The 20094-nt window shown below is 62.4% G+C and carries 20 protein-coding genes; 18 read left to right on the top strand and 2 right to left on the bottom strand.

The features are described 5' to 3' along the window. The 9 genes from HLH28_RS16800 to HLH28_RS16760 all read left to right on the top strand — a co-directional run. The coding region (locus tag HLH28_RS16800; protein WP_182961356.1) for a sugar nucleotide-binding protein at positions 1–142 on the top strand (142 nt) is incomplete at its 5' end. Positions 143–302: 160 nt separating this feature from the next. Beyond that, a complete protein-coding gene (locus HLH28_RS16795; RefSeq protein WP_182961354.1) occupies positions 303–734 on the top strand; it encodes a hypothetical protein in 432 nt (143 codons plus the stop codon). Beyond that, complete coding sequence (locus tag HLH28_RS16790; RefSeq protein WP_182961352.1) at positions 731–2041, top strand: CgeB family protein; 1311 nt, start codon at positions 731–733, stop codon at positions 2039–2041. The genes HLH28_RS16795 and HLH28_RS16790 overlap by 4 nt, the downstream gene beginning before the upstream one ends. Continuing rightward, positions 2041–2814, top strand: a complete 774-nt coding sequence (locus HLH28_RS16785; protein ID WP_182961350.1) for a glycosyltransferase family 2 protein — start codon at positions 2041–2043, stop codon at positions 2812–2814. Before HLH28_RS16790 ends, HLH28_RS16785 begins: the two co-directional genes overlap by 1 nt. Positions 2815–3195: 381 nt before the next feature. Continuing rightward, positions 3196–4689 carry a glycosyltransferase gene (locus tag HLH28_RS16780; RefSeq protein ID WP_182961348.1) on the top strand — a complete coding sequence of 498 codons (1494 nt, stop codon included), beginning with the start codon at positions 3196–3198 and terminating at the stop codon, positions 4687–4689. 145 nt (positions 4690–4834) lie between these two features. Further along, positions 4835–5386, top strand: coding sequence for a hypothetical protein (locus HLH28_RS16775; RefSeq protein WP_246396325.1), 552 nt, complete (start codon positions 4835–4837; stop codon positions 5384–5386). Next, positions 5383–6420 carry a glycosyltransferase family 2 protein gene (locus HLH28_RS16770; protein WP_182961344.1) on the top strand — a complete coding sequence of 346 codons (1038 nt, stop codon included), beginning with the start codon at positions 5383–5385 and terminating at the stop codon, positions 6418–6420. Before HLH28_RS16775 ends, HLH28_RS16770 begins: the two co-directional genes overlap by 4 nt. Then, complete coding sequence (locus HLH28_RS16765) at positions 6413–7870, top strand: methyltransferase domain-containing protein (RefSeq protein WP_182961342.1); 1458 nt, start codon at positions 6413–6415, stop codon at positions 7868–7870. Before HLH28_RS16770 ends, HLH28_RS16765 begins: the two co-directional genes overlap by 8 nt. Positions 7871–8058: 188 nt before the next feature. Continuing rightward, entirely contained in the window at positions 8059–9591 is a 1533-nt protein-coding gene (locus HLH28_RS16760) for a hypothetical protein (RefSeq protein WP_182961340.1), read from the top strand. An 82-nt stretch (positions 9592–9673) separates the two neighbouring features. Here HLH28_RS16760 and HLH28_RS16755 read toward each other — a convergent pair whose 3' ends face one another. Further along, positions 9674–10576: a helix-turn-helix domain-containing protein gene (locus HLH28_RS16755; protein ID WP_182961338.1), complete on the bottom strand. Its 903-nt coding sequence runs from the start codon at positions 10574–10576 to the stop codon at positions 9674–9676. Between the two features lie 130 nt (positions 10577–10706). Here HLH28_RS16755 and HLH28_RS16750 point away from each other — a divergent pair, with 130 nt between their 5' ends. Then, positions 10707–11684, top strand: a complete 978-nt coding sequence (locus HLH28_RS16750; RefSeq protein WP_182961336.1) for a fatty acid desaturase — start codon at positions 10707–10709, stop codon at positions 11682–11684. Next, positions 11678–12469 (top strand): phosphate/phosphite/phosphonate ABC transporter substrate-binding protein, encoded by a 792-nt coding sequence (locus tag HLH28_RS16745; protein ID WP_220790154.1) that lies wholly within the window; start codon positions 11678–11680, stop codon positions 12467–12469. Before HLH28_RS16750 ends, HLH28_RS16745 begins: the two co-directional genes overlap by 7 nt. Positions 12470–12601: 132 nt before the next feature. Here the strand turns inward: HLH28_RS16745 and HLH28_RS16740 are convergent, their stop codons facing one another. Continuing rightward, on the bottom strand, positions 12602–13309 hold the full coding sequence (locus HLH28_RS16740) for a GntR family transcriptional regulator (RefSeq protein ID WP_220790153.1): 708 nt from the start codon (positions 13307–13309) through the stop codon (positions 12602–12604). Between the two features lie 153 nt (positions 13310–13462). Here HLH28_RS16740 and HLH28_RS16735 point away from each other — a divergent pair, with 153 nt between their 5' ends. The 7 genes from HLH28_RS16735 to HLH28_RS18420 all read left to right on the top strand — a co-directional run bounded on the left by HLH28_RS16735 (position 13463) and on the right by HLH28_RS18420 (position 20090). Further along, positions 13463–14407 (top strand): 3-hydroxyacyl-CoA dehydrogenase, encoded by a 945-nt coding sequence (locus HLH28_RS16735; protein ID WP_182961332.1) that lies wholly within the window; start codon positions 13463–13465, stop codon positions 14405–14407. Between the two features lie 153 nt (positions 14408–14560). Continuing rightward, on the top strand, positions 14561–15919 hold the full coding sequence (locus tag HLH28_RS16730) for an MFS transporter (protein ID WP_182961330.1): 1359 nt from the start codon (positions 14561–14563) through the stop codon (positions 15917–15919). Between the two features lie 25 nt (positions 15920–15944). After that, positions 15945–16898, top strand: a complete 954-nt coding sequence (gene ltnD / locus HLH28_RS18425; RefSeq protein WP_338029760.1) for an L-threonate dehydrogenase — start codon at positions 15945–15947, stop codon at positions 16896–16898. Beyond that, positions 16895–18205 (top strand): 3-oxo-tetronate kinase, encoded by a 1311-nt coding sequence (gene otnK / locus HLH28_RS16720; protein WP_182961326.1) that lies wholly within the window; start codon positions 16895–16897, stop codon positions 18203–18205. Before ltnD ends, otnK begins: the two co-directional genes overlap by 4 nt. A 14-nt stretch (positions 18206–18219) precedes the next feature. Further along, positions 18220–18846: a 3-oxo-tetronate 4-phosphate decarboxylase gene (otnC, locus tag HLH28_RS16715; protein WP_408869864.1), complete on the top strand. Its 627-nt coding sequence runs from the start codon at positions 18220–18222 to the stop codon at positions 18844–18846. A gap of 36 nt (positions 18847–18882) precedes the next feature. Continuing rightward, entirely contained in the window at positions 18883–19692 is an 810-nt protein-coding gene (gene otnI / locus HLH28_RS16710; RefSeq protein ID WP_182961324.1) for a 2-oxo-tetronate isomerase, read from the top strand. Then, positions 19596–20090, top strand: a complete 495-nt coding sequence (locus HLH28_RS18420; protein ID WP_338029759.1) for a DUF1272 domain-containing protein — start codon at positions 19596–19598, stop codon at positions 20088–20090. Before otnI ends, HLH28_RS18420 begins: the two co-directional genes overlap by 97 nt. Positions 20091–20094 lie beyond the last annotated feature (4 nt).

Genomic DNA, 20094 nt, shown 5'->3' with positions numbered 1-20094 from the left:
GCCCACCCCCGCCCCCCGCCCGCAGGATTCCCGCCTGGACTGCGCCAGGCTGGAACAGGTCTTCGGCATCCGACTGCCACACTGGCAGAACAGCGTCGCAAGGACGGTCGCTACAATTCTAGCCCAGGAGGCAATCAGCTAACGCCACCATTCAGGGCAGGCCACACTTTCGCCCCGCGTCCCGAGGAACCAGAGTCCGGATCCATCGCGCCTTGCCAGAAACGATGGTCCTGATTTTTTCGCAAAGAGAAACGTCGATGCTCTCCACATCCACCGCGTCGCAACCTGACGATCCAGCCCAGATGGAACAGGCGCTGGCCGACGTGCGGACGGCACTGGAGCGGGAAACGCAACGGCGCATTCAACTCAATCGCCAGATGGAGCTGCAACGCCAGGTATTCTCGGAGGAACTGGAACGCAGGACGTTGCTGGACCAGCGCTTCGCCACCGAGCGGGAAACCCTGCGCGACGCGCTTTCCAGCGCCCGCACCGAAATACACCAGTTGCAGCAGGACGCGGCAACCCGCAAAGAGCGGATACCGGCTCTGGAGCAGGACCTGATCGGCCGTGCCAATCAGATCTCCGCGCTGGAACGCAGGATCTCCCTCCTGGAACAGGAGATCGGCGACCTCCGGTCCTCGACCTCCTGGCGCGTGACGGGACCGCTCCGCCGCCTCGTCCGCGTCCTTCGGCCCGCGGCACCAGACGCCTTCCGTCGGAACAGGCCGTCATGACGTCAGGCGGCACCGATCCCGCGCACGGGACGCTGACGAATCCCTTCTTTCCCCACATCCAGACCGACCTTCTGGCGCGCGCCGTCTCCAGGCTGGAAAAACTCGCCTATTTCTCGGACGAGGATTATTACGGCCTGCACAAGGACATCGTCCACAATGCCGCGGAACATGCGTTGCTATGGGGCGTGGGCGAAGGTCGGAAGCTCTTCCGGAAGGACAGGATCGCCCGCGCCCTGGTCTCGACGACCCCGACGGACAGGGCGTATCCGCCGCTGCTCGCCGACGACGAACTGAACCGGCTGTCGGCGCGGGGCATCACGATCTACGCCAGTTCCCTGGGCAATGTATTCATGACCGAAATCGCCAGCGATCTCGCCATGAATATCAGCGAACTGGGCATTCCCACCCGCATTCTCGACGAGACATCGGATCCCGAGGATACCGACGCCATTGCGATCTATGTCGCGCCGCATGAATTCTTCTCGATGGGGCAAGGCCGGGCATGGTTGCGGGATCGTACTGTCCGCAACGGATTCATGTACAATACCGAACAGATTCCCAGCCCCTGGTTCACCAGCGCCCTTCCCATGCTCATGCTGGCACGGGGGATTTTCGACATCGCCTATCAACCCGCCTGTCTGTTCGCGCAGGCGGGCATCCCCGCCATGCATTGGGAACCGGGACTGGACGGCCAGCCCCCTGCCCCGGACGAATTCGACCGCATGCATCCGCTGTTCAGGACCTTGCCGCCGGGTGCGCGCGACGGGCGAGACCATGCCCGATGGCAGGAGCGGCCGATCGATTTGTGTTTCTTCGGAACAAACAGCCCCCGTCGGGACGACATCCTGGCGTATCTGGCCGCGCCGCTTTCGTCGTACCAGACCTGCATCCATTATCGCAGGCAGGCGTTGGGACCCGTCGGCACACGATTCGAGGAACGGTCCCTGACCCGCCTGTCCCGCTATATCACGCAGCAGGCGAAAATCAGCCTGAACATCCATCGCGACGAATTCTGCTATTTCGAATGGCATCGCATGGTCTGCCAGGGCATGGCCATGGGGGCGGTCGTCGTGACCGACCCCTGCCTGCCGCATCCGCGATTCCAGCCGGGCGTCCATTATTTCCAGGACGATGCCAGACACATCCCGAACCTGGTGGACTGGCTTCTGCGCGATCCGGAAGGGCGGCGGCAGGCGGCCCAGGTCGCGCGCAACGGCCGGGACGCGGCCTGCAGTCCGGCCCCGCGCCGCGCCGCCGCCGGCAGGGCGGTGAATTTCATGCTGTCGCATCTGCACGAGGAGGGCTGATGTTCCAGCGGACGACACCCCGCAACATCGTCTGCGACACCCTGTTCGAGGCATGTGCGGCCCCCCTGCCGCCACCTGACACGATCACGGTCGCGGTCAGCCTTTACAATTACGCCGCCTTTATCCCGGAATGCCTGTCGTCGATCGCGGAGCAGACTCACCAGGCCCTCGACCTGATCGTGGTCGACGACCATTCCACGGCCGATGCCGCCGTCACGGTCACCACCGACTGGATGAAGACGCATCACCGCCGCTTCGCCAGGGCGACCCTGCTGCGCCACCGCCGCAACCAGGGGCTGGCGGAAACCCGCAATACCGCCTTCCTGCATGCCCGCACGGACCCGGTCTTCGTGATGGATGCCGATAATTTGATCTATCCACGCGCCCTGGCACGCCTGCACGAATTCGTCGCCCATCGGGACTACGACGTCGCCTATACGCAATTGGAACTGTTCGGCGAGGCGCGGCGGCCGGGCTACGCCGACGTGTGGGACAAGGAGATTTTCCGTTACGGCAATTATGTCGATGCCATGGCCCTGGTCTCGCGCGCCTCATGGGCCGAAGTCGGGGGATACAGCCACATCCAGGGCGGTTGGGAGGATTACGATTTCTGGTGCAAATTCGTCGAGGCCGGCATGACCGGGGCCTATGTGCCCGAAATGCTCTGCCGCTACCGCGTCCATGGAACGTCGATGATGCGCACAGAAAGCACCATATCCGAGGAGCAGATCCGCACGCAGATGATCATGCGGCATCCATGGCTGAGGATATAACGACATGGCCGAGACCATCACTCTTCCATGAAAATAGAATTTTCGTTTATTTTTAAATGGTATGGATTACTGAATCCAATCCCACAATAATTCCCCACGCTCCTCAATCCGAAACGCGAAACGAACCAGATCCGTTGCAGCAAGGGTTTATTTATTCAAGACATAGGATGTAATGCGCGCATATGGTTTTCAACGTTTGCCAGACGCAACTTTTTACGCAAAGATCAGTTTACCAAGGCCCCTGAATCTAAAATCACCTTGATGGAACAGAACGTGAACCATCTTAATCTATCCGATCAAGCTTCCAGCCCGGGAAAATCGGATTGTACCAACGGAATAACGCCACGAGAGGCAATTCTTCGTCACGAAATTGCGCGACTCATGCGTGAGCGGGACAGCCTCCGGGCCCAGGCGACCAATTACGAAGCGCGCAATCGCGTCCTGGAAAACCTGAATGACGAGCAACTCGCGCTGATCCAGACCTTGAGCCAGAAGACGGAAGCAGCAGAGGAACGGACGCAACGCCAACAAGACGAAATTTCCGCCCTTCGTGCCCATATCGCCGCACTTTACACGTCACGATCCTGGAAATTAACCGGGCCGGTACGCACGTTAAGCATACTCCTGCGCGGCGCCCCCGCCCCGGCGCCGCCCGTTCCCGCACCATTGCCCCTGCCGTTGCCTCTTCCTATGCCCACCACAGTACTATCCGAAGCGTGCATGATTGCCGCCCCCCTGCCAACGGGACGGCGCAGCCTGTTCGTAGCCGCCGACATGCCGCCGCTCTACGACCAGCACAGTGGCGGCCTCCGCCTTCTCACCTTGATCGGCATGCTGGCCGAATCGGGTTGGTCGATCAACTTCGGATCATTCTCGCCATGGCAGGACCTCCCGGATTCCGTCACGTCCGCAAAGGGCAAGCTCCGTTACGAGGAAGCCCTGCACAAGCATGGCGTCGAGCGCATTCTGTATGGAATGACCGAGATCGATCAGTTTCTTAACGAAACCGAAACGCGAATCGACGGTGCATTTCTGTCTTTTCCTGCTGTTGCCAACGCAATCATGCCATTGGTGCGGGCACGTTTCCCCAACGCCCTTGTCGCCTTCGATATGGTCGACTTCCATGGACTTCGCCAGGAACGTGAGGCGCTGCTTCAGGACGATCCCGTCAAACTCGCCGAAGCCAGCCGCATGCGCGATCTTGAGGTTGGCCTGGCATGCGCGGCGGATGTCACCTTGGCCGTTACGGGTGAGGAAAGAGACAAGCTGCTTACCCATGCTCCCCTCGCATGCGTGAAGGTACTTCCCAATGTCTTCGATATTCCCGACCGCTCTCCGCCAGACCTCCTTAATCGCACAGGCTTGTTTTTCATCGGAGGCTTTTGGCATGCCCCCAACGGGGACGGTGTCCTATGGTTCGTGGAACATGTCTGGCCGCTCATAAGGAAGGATGCTCCAGAGGCTACGTTCACGATCGCGGGAAGCAACATGGGAAACGACATTCTGGCTCTTGGCGCAGTGCCCGGGATCGAGGTCGTCGGCTACGTTCCCGAAGTCGGCCCCGTGCTCGACCGGCATCGGGTTTTCGTCGCACCCCTCCGCTACGGCGCTGGCATGAAAGGAAAAGTTGGGCAAAGTCTCGCCTGCGGCCTTCCCGTCGTCGCGACGACGGTCGGCGCTGAAGGGATGGACCTTACCAACGGAACGAACATTCTCGTCGCAGATGAACCACAAGCGTTTGCGGACGCCGTGATCCAGCTGCTACGCGACGATGAATTGTGGACGACACTCTCACGGTCTGGCCGCGTGCATATCGAACACACACTGTCTCGCCCTGTCGTCAAAAACGCACTCATGGACATATTTAATGGATAGGGTGCTTGCCGTTGGAATTTACATGGCCGACCGACCGAGTACGGTGGCACATGTAAGCCTTTGCCTGGCGTCAGCTCGAAAATACGATATTACGCAAAGATGGATCGCCATAGCCCCCAATGGCAGAGGTGATTACTCTCATCCCATGACCAGCATGGTCATCTCCACCCCCGAGCCCAAATTCCCCCTTCTCGATCGCCTTCTGGCAGACGCTCAGGACTTCGACTGGATCATTATCAGCGACGATGATATCGAATTCGAAGAAGGTGCGATCGACCGGCTGCTCTGCCTGGCGAAGAGTTGCGATTTTGCATTGTGTCAGCCTGCACGCACGCTGGACAGCTTCACCGACCATCCTCTGGTCCAGGTTTTGCCTGGTTTGACGGCGCGTCGTACACGCTTCGTGGAAATCGGCCCGTTCATTTGCATACGGCGCGATGCCGCGGAACTGCTTTTGCCATTCGGCGAGCAATGCAGGATGGGATGGGGGCTTGATTTTGTCTGGCCGGTCGTCATGGAAAAATTCGGCTTGCGCATGGGCATCATCGACGGCGTGACAATGGCGCATCGCATCAGAAGGCCGGCCGAGCATTACAGCCATGCGGCTGCTCATCTCGATATGTATCGGATGCTGGCTACCCGGCCGTATTTGACGCAGGAAGAAGCATTCACGATTCTCGAAATTTACCCAGAATGACCCTTCAGATCTCGGCCATACTCATAACCCATAATCGTGCCGCGCTCCTTCCCCACGTGCTGGAAGGATTGCGGCAGCAGCATCTCGATCCGGAGCGTTTCGAGATCGTCGTTGTTGATGACGGATCCAGCGACGATACCCAGAATGTTCTGACAGCGTGGTCCAACCGCCTGCCCATGCGCGTCTTCAAGCAGCGCGCGGCCGGTCTTGCGGCAGCAAAGAACCTGGGGGTATTTGTCGCAAAGGCGCCCGTGATCGTTTTCCTGGACGACGACGATGTCGTCCTGCCCGGTTTTCTGACGACGCACCTTGCTGTGCATCTCGCCCAGCCAGACATTGCAACCGCGGTACTGAGCAGGACCGTCCTCGCGCCGGAAATCGCGGAATTTCCGCTCATGCGGCACGTGACGGAGGTCGGAGGCCAGCTGTTCTCTTATAAATGGATCAAGCCGCATCAGGTACTGGGATTTCGCGAATTCTGGGGCGGACGCAGTTCCTGCAAGAGGTCCCTGCTCGTCCGCCATGGCGTGTTCCATCCCGATTTCCGCTTCGGATGTGAGGATATCGAGCTGGGCTGGCGCCTGTCCCGTCAAGGTCTCCGGGTGATATATGAACCCGATGCCTGCGCAAAAATGATCCGGAATGTCACTTTCGATCAGTTTTGCAACCGCTCCTATCGTCAAGGGCGTTCGCAATATCTTTTCTCCAAACTCCATACGGACTTGATCATTCGCGAATATTGCGAAATCGACAAAGCAGAGGAAGCCTGGCAATCTGAATGGTCGCATTACGCGCGACTTCTCCAATGGACGCGAAAACTGGAAACCTTAACCATCGCGCGCCAGGCCACCGGCCAACCGGTCCATCGGGAATTGCAGGAACGCCTCGATTTCGCCTACAAAAAGTCATTTTTTCTCTCCAGAGCAAAGGGCGTCATAGATTCGCTTGCGTCCGATGGTCGCCCCGCCCGGCCGCCAAGGTCGGGGGCACTCACGGAATACGGGCTGCAGACAATGGCGCGCAAAAATGGCTGATCCGTCCATCACTCTCTATGATCAGGCGTTTTATGCGGCCCAGGCAGAGGCCAGCCTCGAATCCGCTCGCCATGTATTGCCTGAGTTATTCCGTTACTATCGGCCGGACTCTGTCATCGATGTTGGATGTGGGGTTGGCCCATGGCTTCGCACCGCCCTGGAACTCGGCGTGCCACGGGGTCTTGGAGTCGATGGCGATTACGTTCGCCGGGAGCAACTGTTGATCTCACCGGATCAATTTTGTCCTGCGGATCTCTCTCAGCCAGATCTCTTTACAACCATTTCCAGCAAAACCGACGGCCGCTTTGGACTTGTTATCAGTCTGGAAGTTGCGGAACATCTTCCCTTCGATCGTTCCGAAAGTTTCGTGGATGACCTCACGCGACTTGGAGACGTTGTCCTGTTTTCCGCAGCTGTTCCATATCAATACGGAACGGGGCATATCAACGAACAATGGCCCGAATTCTGGGCGCTTTTATTCCGCAATCGGGGTTTCAAGTGCTTCGACATACTGAGGCAGCCGATGTGGTCTTGTCCCCAGGTCGATTGGTGGTACGCTCAAAATGCTCTTGTCTTCGTGCGAGAGGAAAGCGCCGTCTATGATCGGTTTCCGGTCAATGCGATGGACGGCCCGCTGGCAAAAATTCACCCTGCGGCCTGGCTCTCTGCGATCCTGAACCACTGGCGTCCCCACCGTGCGTCGGCACGAGGCCTCGAAGAGGCCGATCTCGCCACAATAGCCGAAAGATGGATTACGGGCGGTACGGATCTTCCGCGCCTGAAAACCGTGGAACACGGCCGCGCAAGTCTGTTCTCGGCAGCCGACGCATTCCCGAACAACAGACTCCTGATCGATGACCCCGAAGCGAAAATTGCCCAACAGGATGACTCCCTGGCGAACAGAAAAAATGAACTGGACGAGGTCCGGGGGGCCCTCTTTTCCCTACGTAGCAACGTGGTCGAACTACTGCCCATAGATGATGGTACCCAACCTCCTCAACCCGAGAAAATGACGGATGGCAATCTTATCCTCCGCCTGAGGCGCGAATATCAATCGCAACAAGAGGCCCTGAAGAGGGTACGTCAGCAACTTTCGAACGAAAGAGACGAACTGGAAAAGACAAGGGCACAGGTCGCGCATAAAGAAGCCGAATCCGCCAGATTGACTGCTGCCAATGCCACCCTGCGGAGCCAAGTCAGTCGCCACGTGTCGGAGCTGGCTCAACTTCCGGGCCTCCGAAACCAGATTTGCACTGGGCAAGATCGTATCGTGGCCTTGGAAACGCGTCTTTCCACCCTTCGTGTCGAACTTGACGCGACCAACGCAGCCGTCCGAACGCTCAAAGACGCCTACGCCTCTGCCCAGCTTGAAATTCGGTCGCTTTTGCACTCGACCTCGTGGCGCATGACGAGACCTTTGCGTGCCGTGAGACGACTGTTCCCGACATAAGAAATTTTGGACACAATTGAACAGCGGAGAGATCCTGGATGAGCCTTTCTTCCGGGGACCAGTCCCGTTCAGACCTCCCCCATGCTTCGGCCGGACCACGAAAGGATCGATAACCATCTCAATCCAAACGGTCCTTTTCGTAAAACCGGAACAGGATTGTTCTCCCGCGATACCTGTCAGGAACACCGATGAGGCATTTTGAAGACATATTTGAAGACGACCTCGATTCTGATCGATATAGCGGAACGTGTTCCAAAGCCCCCCATCTTCGCAGTACCATCGCCTATATTCATCAAAAGCAGATTGTTACCGACGCTGCCGGCAAGCCTACGCGCGAAGCTATCCTTCGTTGGTTCCAGGCCGATATCATCACTGCCGGCTCCTTTGTCGTACCTTCGCCCTACACCGGCGAACTGCTGCGTTCGGGCGCGTCAATCATTATGCCCACGCGGGAAATTTTCTTCCGGTTTCCCGAAGAACCACGGTTGCTGCTCGCCTCTTCCAATCTTGGCCGCGGATACCCCATTGTTGCCGTAATCCTTGTTGATCTTGGCGTTTTCATAAAAATGGAAGAACGCATTTGGGGAATCGCCAATCAACATATCCAGCATGTTCTTGCCATACTTGATACGCCTGCGTGGAAAACGCCGTGCCCCACGGATGAGGTCGAAATCCTCACCGGCGATTCGAATTTTGCTCATCACGCATGGAACCAACTCGGAGCATTGGAAGCCGCCTGCGAACTTCGCGGTTCGCGCAGACCAGTTCCTATTTATGTCTCACATCAACCTCTGGGTTCTCTGGACAAATTAATTCCAGGTTTCGCAAACTGGCCCATACGGTGGGTTTCAACGACGATTCCGGAGCACCTGAACAATCCCCGCAAAGTCATTGTCGCGCCGGGCGGGATGGTCGTACGGGAATCAATAAAGAAAAGAATTTATGATTATTCGCTGAAATCGACTTCTTCCAGAGGATGGGTGGCGGGTCGTGCCTGCGCCCATGGATATCCTGTTGTCTGGATAAGTATCCGCAGCGTCAATCGGACGGCGCACAACCAGTTGGATTTTCTGGATTCGATCTGCACATCCATATTTTCACTTCACAGGCGGGCCGTCATCATTATCGATGGGACATCTCTCCCGCACGACTTGGCAGGGAATATTAATTACGCCGGCATAGGGATCGAGGAAAATGCCAAACGCGATGCCGGCGTCTTCAACGATCTTATGGAAAGGTTGCAAGCTGCCAATTCCATCCCGACGAACGGAAGAATTATCAATGCGTGCGGGTTTGATATAATCGATTCGATATTTATTTCCCATCATGTCAATTTTTACATATGCCATCACGGCACGGTACAACATAAGATCGGATGGCTGACAGACACGCCCGGCATTATTCATTCCAATACAAGAACCATCAAGACCCGTCCGGGACCATGGGTCGCCTTGCAGGCCGGCCTTGAATCGATACCCGAATATTTTCCGGAATATTTGATCGAAGATCTCGCAATCCCCGACACCGACACTTCATCAGATCCGGAATTTTTTTCGCGCCTGTTCGATGCTTACAGATTTTCTGATCTGGCTGCAGCAACGGCCTTCGTTATCGACCGCCTTGAAAAAAATGCCCCGCCTCTCTCCGGGGCTGCACTCGGGAAACACAGGCTGCGCGCGATGGCGCGATACGTATCGGAGCGTATCACGGCAGCGCTATAGCTGCCTTTCTCAAACGACCTCCAAGACATCCATCCCCGGATCCATCCGGTGAGGCTGCACCCTCAGCATGAATTCCTGTCCCCTACGACACGCAACCAGGCGGTACGATGATCTGGCCTGTGTCCAGAGCAATGTCCAATCGCCGTTCCTGCCGGCGGAAATAGGCGGCCACATCATGGGGATGAACCGTCGCATGCCGAATCAGCTGTTCGAAATGGCGCTGCATCCGCATGATGGTTTCCGGCGCGTTGAGCACGAGGTACATGCTGCCGGCATAGATCGCGACGCGCTGACTGCCGAAGATCGTATAAGGCACGGAATGCCGCGCCCGTTCGTCGAACAGGAAGATCCGGAATGACGGATACAGATCCTCGACCAGGCGGGCCATGTGCCGGATCTGCACCTGCCGGACCGAACGGGACAGGCCGTCCCACGGAAAGGCGCCCGTGACCAGCGCGTCCAGCGCCTGCACGGACATGCAGACCTCCATGTCCGTTCCCGGACGGCGCTTGAAATCGAGGTTGCGGGCAATCTCCCCGGCGGCCTGGGCCGCGCCGTCCTCGGCATCCCGCAATTCATAGGCGACGATCTCGGGCGTGCGCAGCATGTCAGGCAGACGGTGGGGAACATAGCGGATCTTGGTGCCCGTGGCTTCGGCATGCCAGTGCGTCAGCAGGGGCACGTTATGGTAGGTGCCGCTTTCGGCGATCTCCAGCCCCGGAACATCCGGCGCGGCGTCCGGACGCTCCGCCTCCCCCCCCTCGGACATACCCAGCAGCCAGTCCACCGAAACGCCGTGATGCCGCGCGATCTGCACCAGCGTATCCGCGCGCGGCAGGCGGACGGCATCCTCGGACAGAAGCTGCGACAACGCGGAGCGATCGATTCCCACCTCCATGGCGAAACTGGAACGGTTCTGCCGCGAGCGTGCGATCAGCGTCAGCAGCCGGGAGCGGAAGATGCGGGCAACGGTGCGTTTGTCCATGGAACAGCCTGTTTACAACCACAAATATGTTCTGCGATTGGTGACAATTGTCAACAACACTTTCCTGAAGAAACGTTGTTTCTACTTAAGTATATTGTAAATTACGATATTATTAGGGAGAGAGCAGTCGATGTCGCCGGCACCTGCTGGACATTCCGCGCGACAGCGCGAGGTCGAATGGCCGACTTTTCTTGCCATCGCATCCTGCTATGGGGTGTGGATCCTGGCGGGAACATTTCTGTATGGCACAAGCCATCTGCTCAGCCTTGCCGTCCTGGCGCTGGTCGTCGCCTTTCATTCCTCGCTGCAGCACGAGGCGTTGCACCGTCATCCGACATCGTCGGACCGGTTGAACGAAATCCTGGTCGGCCTGCCGGTCGGGCTCTTCTACCCGTTCCGCCGCTACCGGACCACGCATCTCGACCACCATCGCGACGAATTGCTGACCGATCCCGACGAGGATCCGGAGACCTATTACCACCACCCGGCACGCTGGGCCCGCCTGCCGCGCGCCCGACGCTGGCTGCTGGAGGCGAACAACACGTTCCTCGGCCGCGTGATTCTCGGCCCCCTCATCGGTTCCGTCAGCTTCTTCCTGTCGGACATGCGGCGGATCGCGGCAGGCGACCGGGTGATCCTGGTGGCCTGGGTCATCCATGCCCTGTCCCTTGTACCGGTCGTCTGGGTGGTCACGCGGGTGTTCGGCATGCCCTTCTGGCTCTATCTGTTCGGGCCCGCCTACGCCGGCACGGCGCTGATCGGCATCCGGTCCTATTGCGAGCATCGCTGGGCCGAGCAGCCGTCCTGCCGGACGATCCTGGTCCAGCATTCGGTCCTGTCGTTCCTGTTCCTGTATAACAATCTGCATATCGTGCATCACAGCCGGCCGGGCATTCCCTGGTACCGCCTGCCGCGCACCTACCGGGCGGACCGCGCATACTGGCATGCCCTGAACGGCGGGTATGTCTATCGCGGCTATTGGGAGATCGCCTGGCGCTATCTGCTGCGCCGCAAGGAGCCCCTGCCCCATCCCGCGCCGCACCTGCCGCTGGTGCCCGTCCCCCGGCCGCCCCATGCGGCCCAGCCGATGGAAAACGGATCATGCTGATCGCCGCCCTGCCGATGTACGACTGGCCCGAGGAGCGCGCGCAGGTCGACCGGCGCTGGGCCGTCCTGCGCGACCGGATGCGATCGGCGGGCATCGCCGCCCCCGACGCGCTGGTTCGGCGGAACGCCGACATGCCCGCCGTGCCCGGCGGCATCCGGGCCGCCGACGGCACCATCCTGGCGCCGGATCCGGCCAGCCTGCCGCCTGACGGGTTCGATCTGGCGGTCCTGTGGCGCCATCCCGCGCTGCTGTTCGCCGAGACCTGCTGGGGCCCGCTGGCGCACGGCCTGGCCCCGCACGTCACGGTCGTGGGTCAGAGCGATTACGGCCCGTTCGAGGGCGGGGCCGGCCCGGATTACTGCAGCGCCATCGTGGCGCGGCGCGCGGACGGCCTGGCCGCCGCCCCGTCCGCCGACGGCCGGGCGGTCCTGCCGCTGGAACTGTTCCGGGGCCGGGTCCTGGCCTTTAACGAGCCCCATTCCATGTCCGGCTATATGGGCCTGCGTCGCGACCTGACGGCCGAAGGCCCGGGGATGGATCTGTTCGGCGGGCATCGGGCGACCGGGGCGCACCGCGCCTCGATCCGCGCGGTCGCGGAGGGTCAGGCGGATTTCGCCGCGATCGATTGCCGCAGCTGGTTCCTGGCCCGCCAGCACGAACCCGCCGCACAGGACCTGCATGTCGTCGGCTGGACGGCACGCAGCCCCGGCATTCCCTATATCCGCGCCGCCGCCCTGGACCCGGCCACCGCAGCGCGGCTGGGCCACGTCATGGCCCAGCACTGAAAGGTAGGTCTCGGGCTCCGCCCGAACCCGGCAAGGGCCTCGGCCCTTGCATCCCATTCGTTTTATAACGTCTGGGGTTTCCAGAGGGGGCTATGCCCTTGGTGGGTCAAGGGCACCCCCTTGGCTTTACCATCACGAATCGTAGATCCCCACGAAACGGGCATAGGCGTTTTCCAAATGCGTCCGCATCGCCGCCGCCACGGCATCCGGGTCACGGGCATGGAAAGCCTCCATGATGCATGCGTGTTCCACCAATGCATCCGTCGTGACCCGCGCGGACAGCCGCAGGCGGAACAGGCGCACATGGACCGCCTGCTGCACCAGGATGTCATAGTACAATTCGTTCTGGCTGGCCTTCGCGATCGCGGCGTGGAAACGGGTGTCTTCCTCGGCGAACCGGTTATAGGCCACCTGCGTGTCCGTGCTGAAACGCTGGCCCATGCTGTCGGCGATCGCGGCGATCGCATCGCGTTCGTCGTCGGACATCAGCAGGGCGGCCTTGGCGGCGGCGGCGGGCTCGATCACCAGGCGCAGTTCCGACAGGTCGCTGAACTGCTTGCGCGTCAGTTGCGGGGCCGCCCGATATCCCGACAGATGCACCTTGACGACCAGGCCCTGGGTTTCCAGCCGGCCCAGCGCCTCGCGGATCGGTGTCTGCGATACTTCCAGTTCACGGACCAGGGCATCGACGCCGATGCGTTCCCCCGGTTCGATCTCCAGCGCCATCAGGCGTTTCAGCAGGATCTCGTAGACCTCGCCGGCCAGGCGGACCGGGCGCGCCACAGGGCCGGCCGGCAGGGCCGCGGCATCCTGTCCACCCTGCGGGGCCAAGGACGACAACGGATCACGTCGCGGTGGTCTCGCAAACATTTCTTGACATGCCCCTCTGTCATCAGCAACGTCCCCACATCGTATATCCGATCGGATCGGATCTGCTAAAATAAAAAAGAATGGTCGCGCCACTATCGAGTCATCGAATTCGGGAAGCACCACATGAAGAACATCGCACTTGTCGGATGCGGCCTGGTCGGGGGCTCATGGGCCCTGGTCTTCAGTCGGGCCGGCTTCGACGTCACATTGTACGATCCCTCCCCCGCCGCCGTGCAGACCGCACTGGACGTGGCGCGCGATGCCGCGGAAACGCTGGCCCGGCAGGACCTGCTGCACGCCGAGCGTGTCGAGGACGTGCTGGCGCGCCTGCACGCCGCCCCGTCACTGGCCGAGGCGGTGAGGAATGCCGACTATATCCAGGAAAGCGCGCCCGAACGCCTGGCGGTGAAGCAGGAGCTCTATCGCGACCTGGCCGTGGCGGCGGGACCCGACGCGGTGATCGCCAGTTCCACCTCGGGGCTGCCGGCATCCGCCTTCACGGCGGAGATCCCGGGCCGGGCGCGCTGCGTCGTCGCGCATCCGATCAACCCGCCCCACCTGATCCCTCTGGTCGAAATCATTCCCGCCCCCTGGACCGATCCATCGGTCGTGGCGCGCACCCATGCCCTGATGCAGGCGGTGGGCCAGGTCCCCATCCAGCTGAGCCGCGAAATCCCCGGCTTCGTGGTCAACCGCCTGCAAAGCGCCGTCCTGGCCGAGGCCTTTCGCCTGGTCGAGGACGGGATCTGCTCGCCCAATGACGTGGATGCGGCGATGTCGGACGGGCTGGGACTGCGCTGGTTCTTCATGGGCCCGTTCGAGACCATCGACCTGAACGCCCAGGGCGGGATCGCCGATTATTGCCGCAAGCTGGGTCCGATGTACTACGATCTGGCGCGGGAACAGGCCGATCCGCGTCCCTGGGGCGAGGCATTGATTGCCCGCGTCGAGGACGCGCGCCGCGCCAGAACGCCGGCCTCGGATCTGGATGCCCGCAAGGCCTGGCGGGACCGGTGCCTGGCCCGGCTGGTGCGCGCGAAGAAGGAGATCGTGCAGGATCAGGAGTGATCCCCCTTCGTCGGGCCTTGCCCGAACCCATCCGGGCCTGATGCCCCGGATCCTATTCGATAGACTATTCCCAAGGGCCGATGGCCCGCGCCGACGACAGATAAAAACAAGCCGCCTCCCACGGTACAAAAAAATTGTCGAAGGAATCTGAACATGACCGATTTGACGATGTCACCCGGCGCCGGCATTGGCGCCCCACCCGTTTCCGATTCCGGCGCGGATATCCAGCGCATGGCGCAGGCGCCCGATGCCCGGCAGCAACGGCGCCGGGCATCGATCGGAAGCCTGATCGGCACCACCATCGAATGGTATGAATATTACATCTATGGCGCCACGGCGGCCCTGGTGTTCCCGCATCTGTTCTTTCCCAGCCACAACCGGCTGGTATCGCTGATGCTGTCCTTCGCCTCGTTCGGCGTCGCGTTCGTCATCCGTCCGATCGGCGCCGCGGTCTTCGGGCATTTCGGCGACCGGGTGGGCCGCAAGACGACCCTGATCGTCACCCTGACCCTCAGTGGGTTGGCGACCTTCCTGATCGGTGTCCTGCCGTCCTACGACCGGATCGGCCTGTGGGCGCCGGGGCTGCTGGTAATGCTGCGGATCGTCCAGGGCTTCGGCGTCGGCGGGGAATGGGGCGGGGCTGCGCTGATGTCGCTGGAATGGGGCGAGCAGAACCGGCGCGGGGCCGCCGGGGCCTGGCCGCAGGTCGGCACTTCGATCGGGTTGATCCTGTCCACATCGGCGGTGATGGGCGCCAGCATGCTGACCGGCCCCGATTTCCTGGTGGGCGGGTGGCGCATTCCGTTCCTGCTGTCGGGGATCCTCGTCATCATCGGCCTGCTGGTGCGGCTGTCGATCCGTGAGACACCGTCATTCGCCCAGGCCTTGCAGGAGAAACGGATCGAGGACAGCCCGGTGGGCACGGTGCTGCGCGGGTACTGGCGCGAAATCATCATGATCGCGTTCCTGCGCATGTCCGAGCAGATGCCGTTTTATATCTTCACTGCCTTTATCTTCGATTATGCGACCACCACCGCGCATGTCACCCGCACCTTCGTGCTGTCGGCGACGCTGGTGGCGGCGGTAATCGACATGATCCTGCTGCCGGTCTGCGCCGTCGCCGCCGATCGCGTCGGCCGGCGCCGGATGTACTACATCGGCTGCGCCGTGCTGGTGCTGATGGCCTTTCCCTATTTCTGGGTCCTGAATTCCGGCAATACCACGCTGATCTTCATCGCCATCGCGCTGTCGCTGCTGCCGCATGCGCTGCAGTACGGGGCGCAGGCGTCCCTGATTTCCGAGCAATTTCCAGTCAACATCCGATATTCGGGTGCGGGCCTGGGCTACCAGATGTCCTCTCTGGTCGCGGGCGGCCCCGCGCCGCTGGTCGCGGCGGCCCTGCTGGCCTGGTCGGGCAGCGGCTACGCGGTCGCGGGGTATCTGGTCTTCGGCGGGATCGTCGCGGCGGTGGCGCTGAGCCTGATGACGGATCGCAGCAAGGCCACGATGTAGACGCCGGTCGCAAGGCAGGCCCATCGTGAAACAGGAAGGACACCACATCATGAAACCCTCCATCGGGGTCATCGGCCTGGGCGCCATGGGGCTGGGCGTCGCGCGTTCGCTGCTGCGCGCGGGATATGCCGTGCATGCCTACGACATCCGGCCCGAGGTGCTGGAGGCCTTCGCCGCCCAAGGGGGAACGGCCAGCGCCACCCCCGCCGATGTGGCCGAGGCATGCGACATCATCGTCATCCTGGTGGTGAACGCCGCGCAGACCGACGCCGTGCTGTTCGGCCCCGGCGGCGCATTCCCCGCCATGCGGCCGGGCGGCCTGGTCATCGCCTGCGCGACCGTCGCCCCCGCCGCGATCGAGGCGCTGGAAACGCGCCTGCGGGCCGGGGACATCTGGCTGCTGGACGCACCGATGTCGGGCGGGGCGGCGAAGGCCGCGACCGGCGAGATGACGCTGATGACCTCCGGACCGCCGGAGGCCTACGACAGGGCGCGGGACGTGCTGCCGGCGATCGCCGGCCGCGTCTATCGCGTCGGCGACCGGGTGGGGCTGGGCACGCGGATCAAGATCATCAACCAGTTGCTGGCGGGGGTACACATCGCCGCGGCGGCCGAGGCCATGGCGCTGGGCCTGCGCGAAGGGGCCGACCCGAACACCGTGTACGACATCATCACCAACAGTGCCGGCAATTCCTGGATGTTCGAGAACCGCATGGCCCATGTGCTGGCGGGGGATTATACGCCGCTGTCGGCGGTCGACATCTTCGTCAAGGATCTGGGCCTGGTGCTGGACACCGCGCGGGCCGCGCGCTTTCCCCTGCCGCTGGCCTCGGCCGCGCATCAGATGTTCCTTCAGGCCGCCGCCGCCGGGCTGGGGCGCGAGGACGATTCCGCCGTCATCAAGATCTTTCCGGGAATAACGCTTCCGGGCATGAACCGACCGGCCGGGAACGACAGCACGGGGGGAGCGGCGTCATGACGCAGGCACAGGGGCCCCTTCTGGGCTGCATCGCCGACGATTTCACCGGCGCCACCGATCTGGCCAGCACGCTGGTGGCGGGCGGGATGCGCACGGTGCAGACGATCGGGGTACAGGACGATGCGAAGCTGGCCGATATCGCGGCCGATGCGATCGTCGTGGCGCTCAAGACCCGGACCGTTCCGGCGCGCGAGGCCGTCGAACAATCGCTGGCCGCCCATGCCTGGCTGCGCGCCCGGGGATGCGGGCAAATCTTCTTCAAATATTGCTCGACGTTCGATTCGACACCGGATGGGAACATCGGCCCGGTGACCCAGGCCCTGATGGCGGCCACGGAGACGCCGTTGGCCATCGCCTGCCCGGCCTTTCCCGCCAATCAGCGCACGGTCTACAAGGGTTATCTGTTCGTGGGGGACGTCCTGCTGAGCGAGAGCGGCATGCGCAACCATCCCCTGACGCCAATGCGCGACCCCAGCCTGGTGCGGGTGCTGCAGGCCCAGACCGATGCGGCGGTGGGGCTGATCGCGCACCAGGTGGTGGCGCGGGGTGCCGATGCCGTGCGGGCGCGCATCGCGCAATTACGGGCCGAGGGCATCGGCATGGCCATCGCCGACGCGCTGGACGACGAGGAACTGCTGGTGCTGGGCGAGGCCTGCGCCGACCACCCGCTGGTGACCGGCGGGTCGGGCATGGCGATGGGCCTGCCCGCCAATTTCCGCCGGCAGGGCCTGCTGCCGGCGCAGGACGCCACGGTGCTGCCCCGCATCGCGGGCCGTTGCGCCGTGCTGGCCGGCAGCGCGTCCGAGATGACGAACCGGCAGGTCGCGCGCTGGATCCAGGACGGCCGGCCGGCCTTCCGGATCGATCCGATGCTGCTGGCGGCGGGCGAACCGGTCGTGGCCCGCGCCCTGGCCTTCGCGCAACGCAGCATCGGCACGCCCCTGATCTACGCCACGGGCCCGGCCGACGACGTCGCCGCGGTGCAGCGCCGCCTGGGGGTGCAGGCCGCCGGCGCGATGATCGAGGAGGCGATGGGCGACCTGGCCCGGGGACTGCGCGAACAGGGTGTACGGCATTTCGTGGTCGCCGGCGGCGAGACCTCGGGCGCCGTGGTCCTGGCGCTGGGGGTGGACATGCTGCAGATCGGGGCGCCGATCGCGCCGGGCGTACCGGCCACCGTCAGCCTGGGGACGGACCGGATGGGCTTTGCCCTGAAATCGGGCAATTTCGGCGGTCCGGATTTCTTTGCCGAGGCCGTGGCGGCGCTGGCAGGATCGGAAAAAGCGGCCGCGACGGGGGCGGAATGATGAGCGTGGAAAGCATGCGGCGCGAGGAGATCTGCCTGATCGGGTGGAACCTGTACCGGCGTGGCTATACGGCCGGCAGTTCCGGCAATATCAGCGTACGCCTCGAAGACGGCTGGCTGATGACGCCGACCGATGCCTGCCTCGGGCGGCTCGATCCGGCCGCGATCGCGCGGATTTCGTCCAATGGGGACTGGATTTCCGGCGACCGCCCGTCCAAGACGCTGGCGCTGCATAGGCGAATCTACGAAAATCGTCCCGACTGCCACGGCGTGATCCACACCCACTCCACCCATCTGGTGGCGCTGACGCTGGCGGGCGTGCACGCGCCCGACGCGATCCTGCCGCCGATCACGCCCTATCAGGTGATGAAAGTCGGGCGGATTCCGCTGATCGCCTACGACCGGCCCGGGGCGCCTGCGGTGGCCGAGCAGGTCGGGGCGATCGCGAAGCAGGTCCGCGGCGTGATGCTGGAACGCCTGGGGCCGGTCATGTGGGGGGCCAGCGTCACCCAGGCGGCGGACGCGCTGGAAGAACTGGAGGAAACGGCGCGCCTGTGGCTGATGACCGCCCCGCGCCCCGCCCCGCTGGAGCCGGAACAGGTTGCGGACCTGTGCCGGACCTTCGGCGTGACCTGGCCCTGATCATTCCGTGTGCCGACAGCAAGGATATCCCCTGCCATGCCTGCCTTCGCCGCCAACCTGACAATGAATTACGTCGAATGCGATTTCCTGGACCGTTTCGCCGCCGCGGCGGCGGACGGGTTTCGCGGTGTCGAGTTCCTCTTTCCCTACGCGCATCCTGCTTCCGACATCCAGGCCCGCCTGCGCGACAACGACCTGACACTGGCGCTGTTCAATGCCCCGCCGGGGGACTGGGCGGCCGGCGAACGCGGTCTGGCCGCCCTGCCGGGGCGCGAGGACGAGTTCCGCCGTACGATCGAGACCGCGCTGGCCTATGCCGGCGTCCTGGGCAACCGGCGCCTGCATGTGATGGCCGGCCTCTGCCCCGATCCGGATGCGCGCAACCGGTATCACGACGTCTATGTGAACAACATCGCCTATGCCGCCCGCCAGGCGCGCGACGCCGGCGTGACGATCGTACTGGAAGCGATCAACACCCGCGATATGCCCGGATATTTCCTGACCCGGCAGGAAGACGCCGCGGGGGTCTGCGCCGCTGTCGGCGCGGATAATGTCCGGGTCCAGTTCGACCTCTATCACGCCCAGATCATGCAGGGCGACGTCACCACCCGCCTGCGCGCGCTGATGCCGGTGATCGGCCATATCCAGGCGGCCGGCGTGCCCGACCGCCACGAACCCGATGACGGAGAACTGGCCTACCCGTATCTGTTCCGCCTGCTGGACACGCTTGGCTATGCCGGGTGGGTAGGATGCGAATACCGTCCCCGTGGAACGATGCGCGCGGGCCTGGGCTGGATCGAGCCCTGGCGGGGACAAAGCGCCCCGGAAACGACCGGCGATCAGTAGTGCCCATTATCCACAGACGCATTTTGGCAGCATGGCTCGGGCTTCGGCCCGAACCAGCCAGGGGCCTGTCGCCGACACGCAACAGCATTTACGAACATCCGGATCACTGCCAGTGTTCCTCCCTGCGCTCGCGGGAGGGAAACGAGATGCTGGAGATGCGGCCGAACTGCGAATGTTGCGACAGGGACCTGCCCCCTTCGGATACAGCTGCACGGATCTGCTCTTTCGAATGCACCTTTTGCGTCAAATGCGCGGAAGACAGGTTGGGTGGACGCTGCCCCAATTGCGGGGGAAACCTGGTCACAAGACCGACCCGCGCCGCTCGTTTCCTGGAAAAATTACCTGCATCGACGGTGCGTGTCCTGAAACCGGAAGGATGCGCGGCGTCATCCGGCTGAAATC

The organism is Gluconacetobacter tumulisoli, from assembly GCF_014174155.1.
Lineage (GTDB): Bacteria > Pseudomonadota > Alphaproteobacteria > Acetobacterales > Acetobacteraceae > Gluconacetobacter > Gluconacetobacter tumulisoli.
The sequence above is the reverse complement of the archived record's forward strand: the minus strand, read 5'-3'. Positions and strand labels throughout refer to the sequence as shown.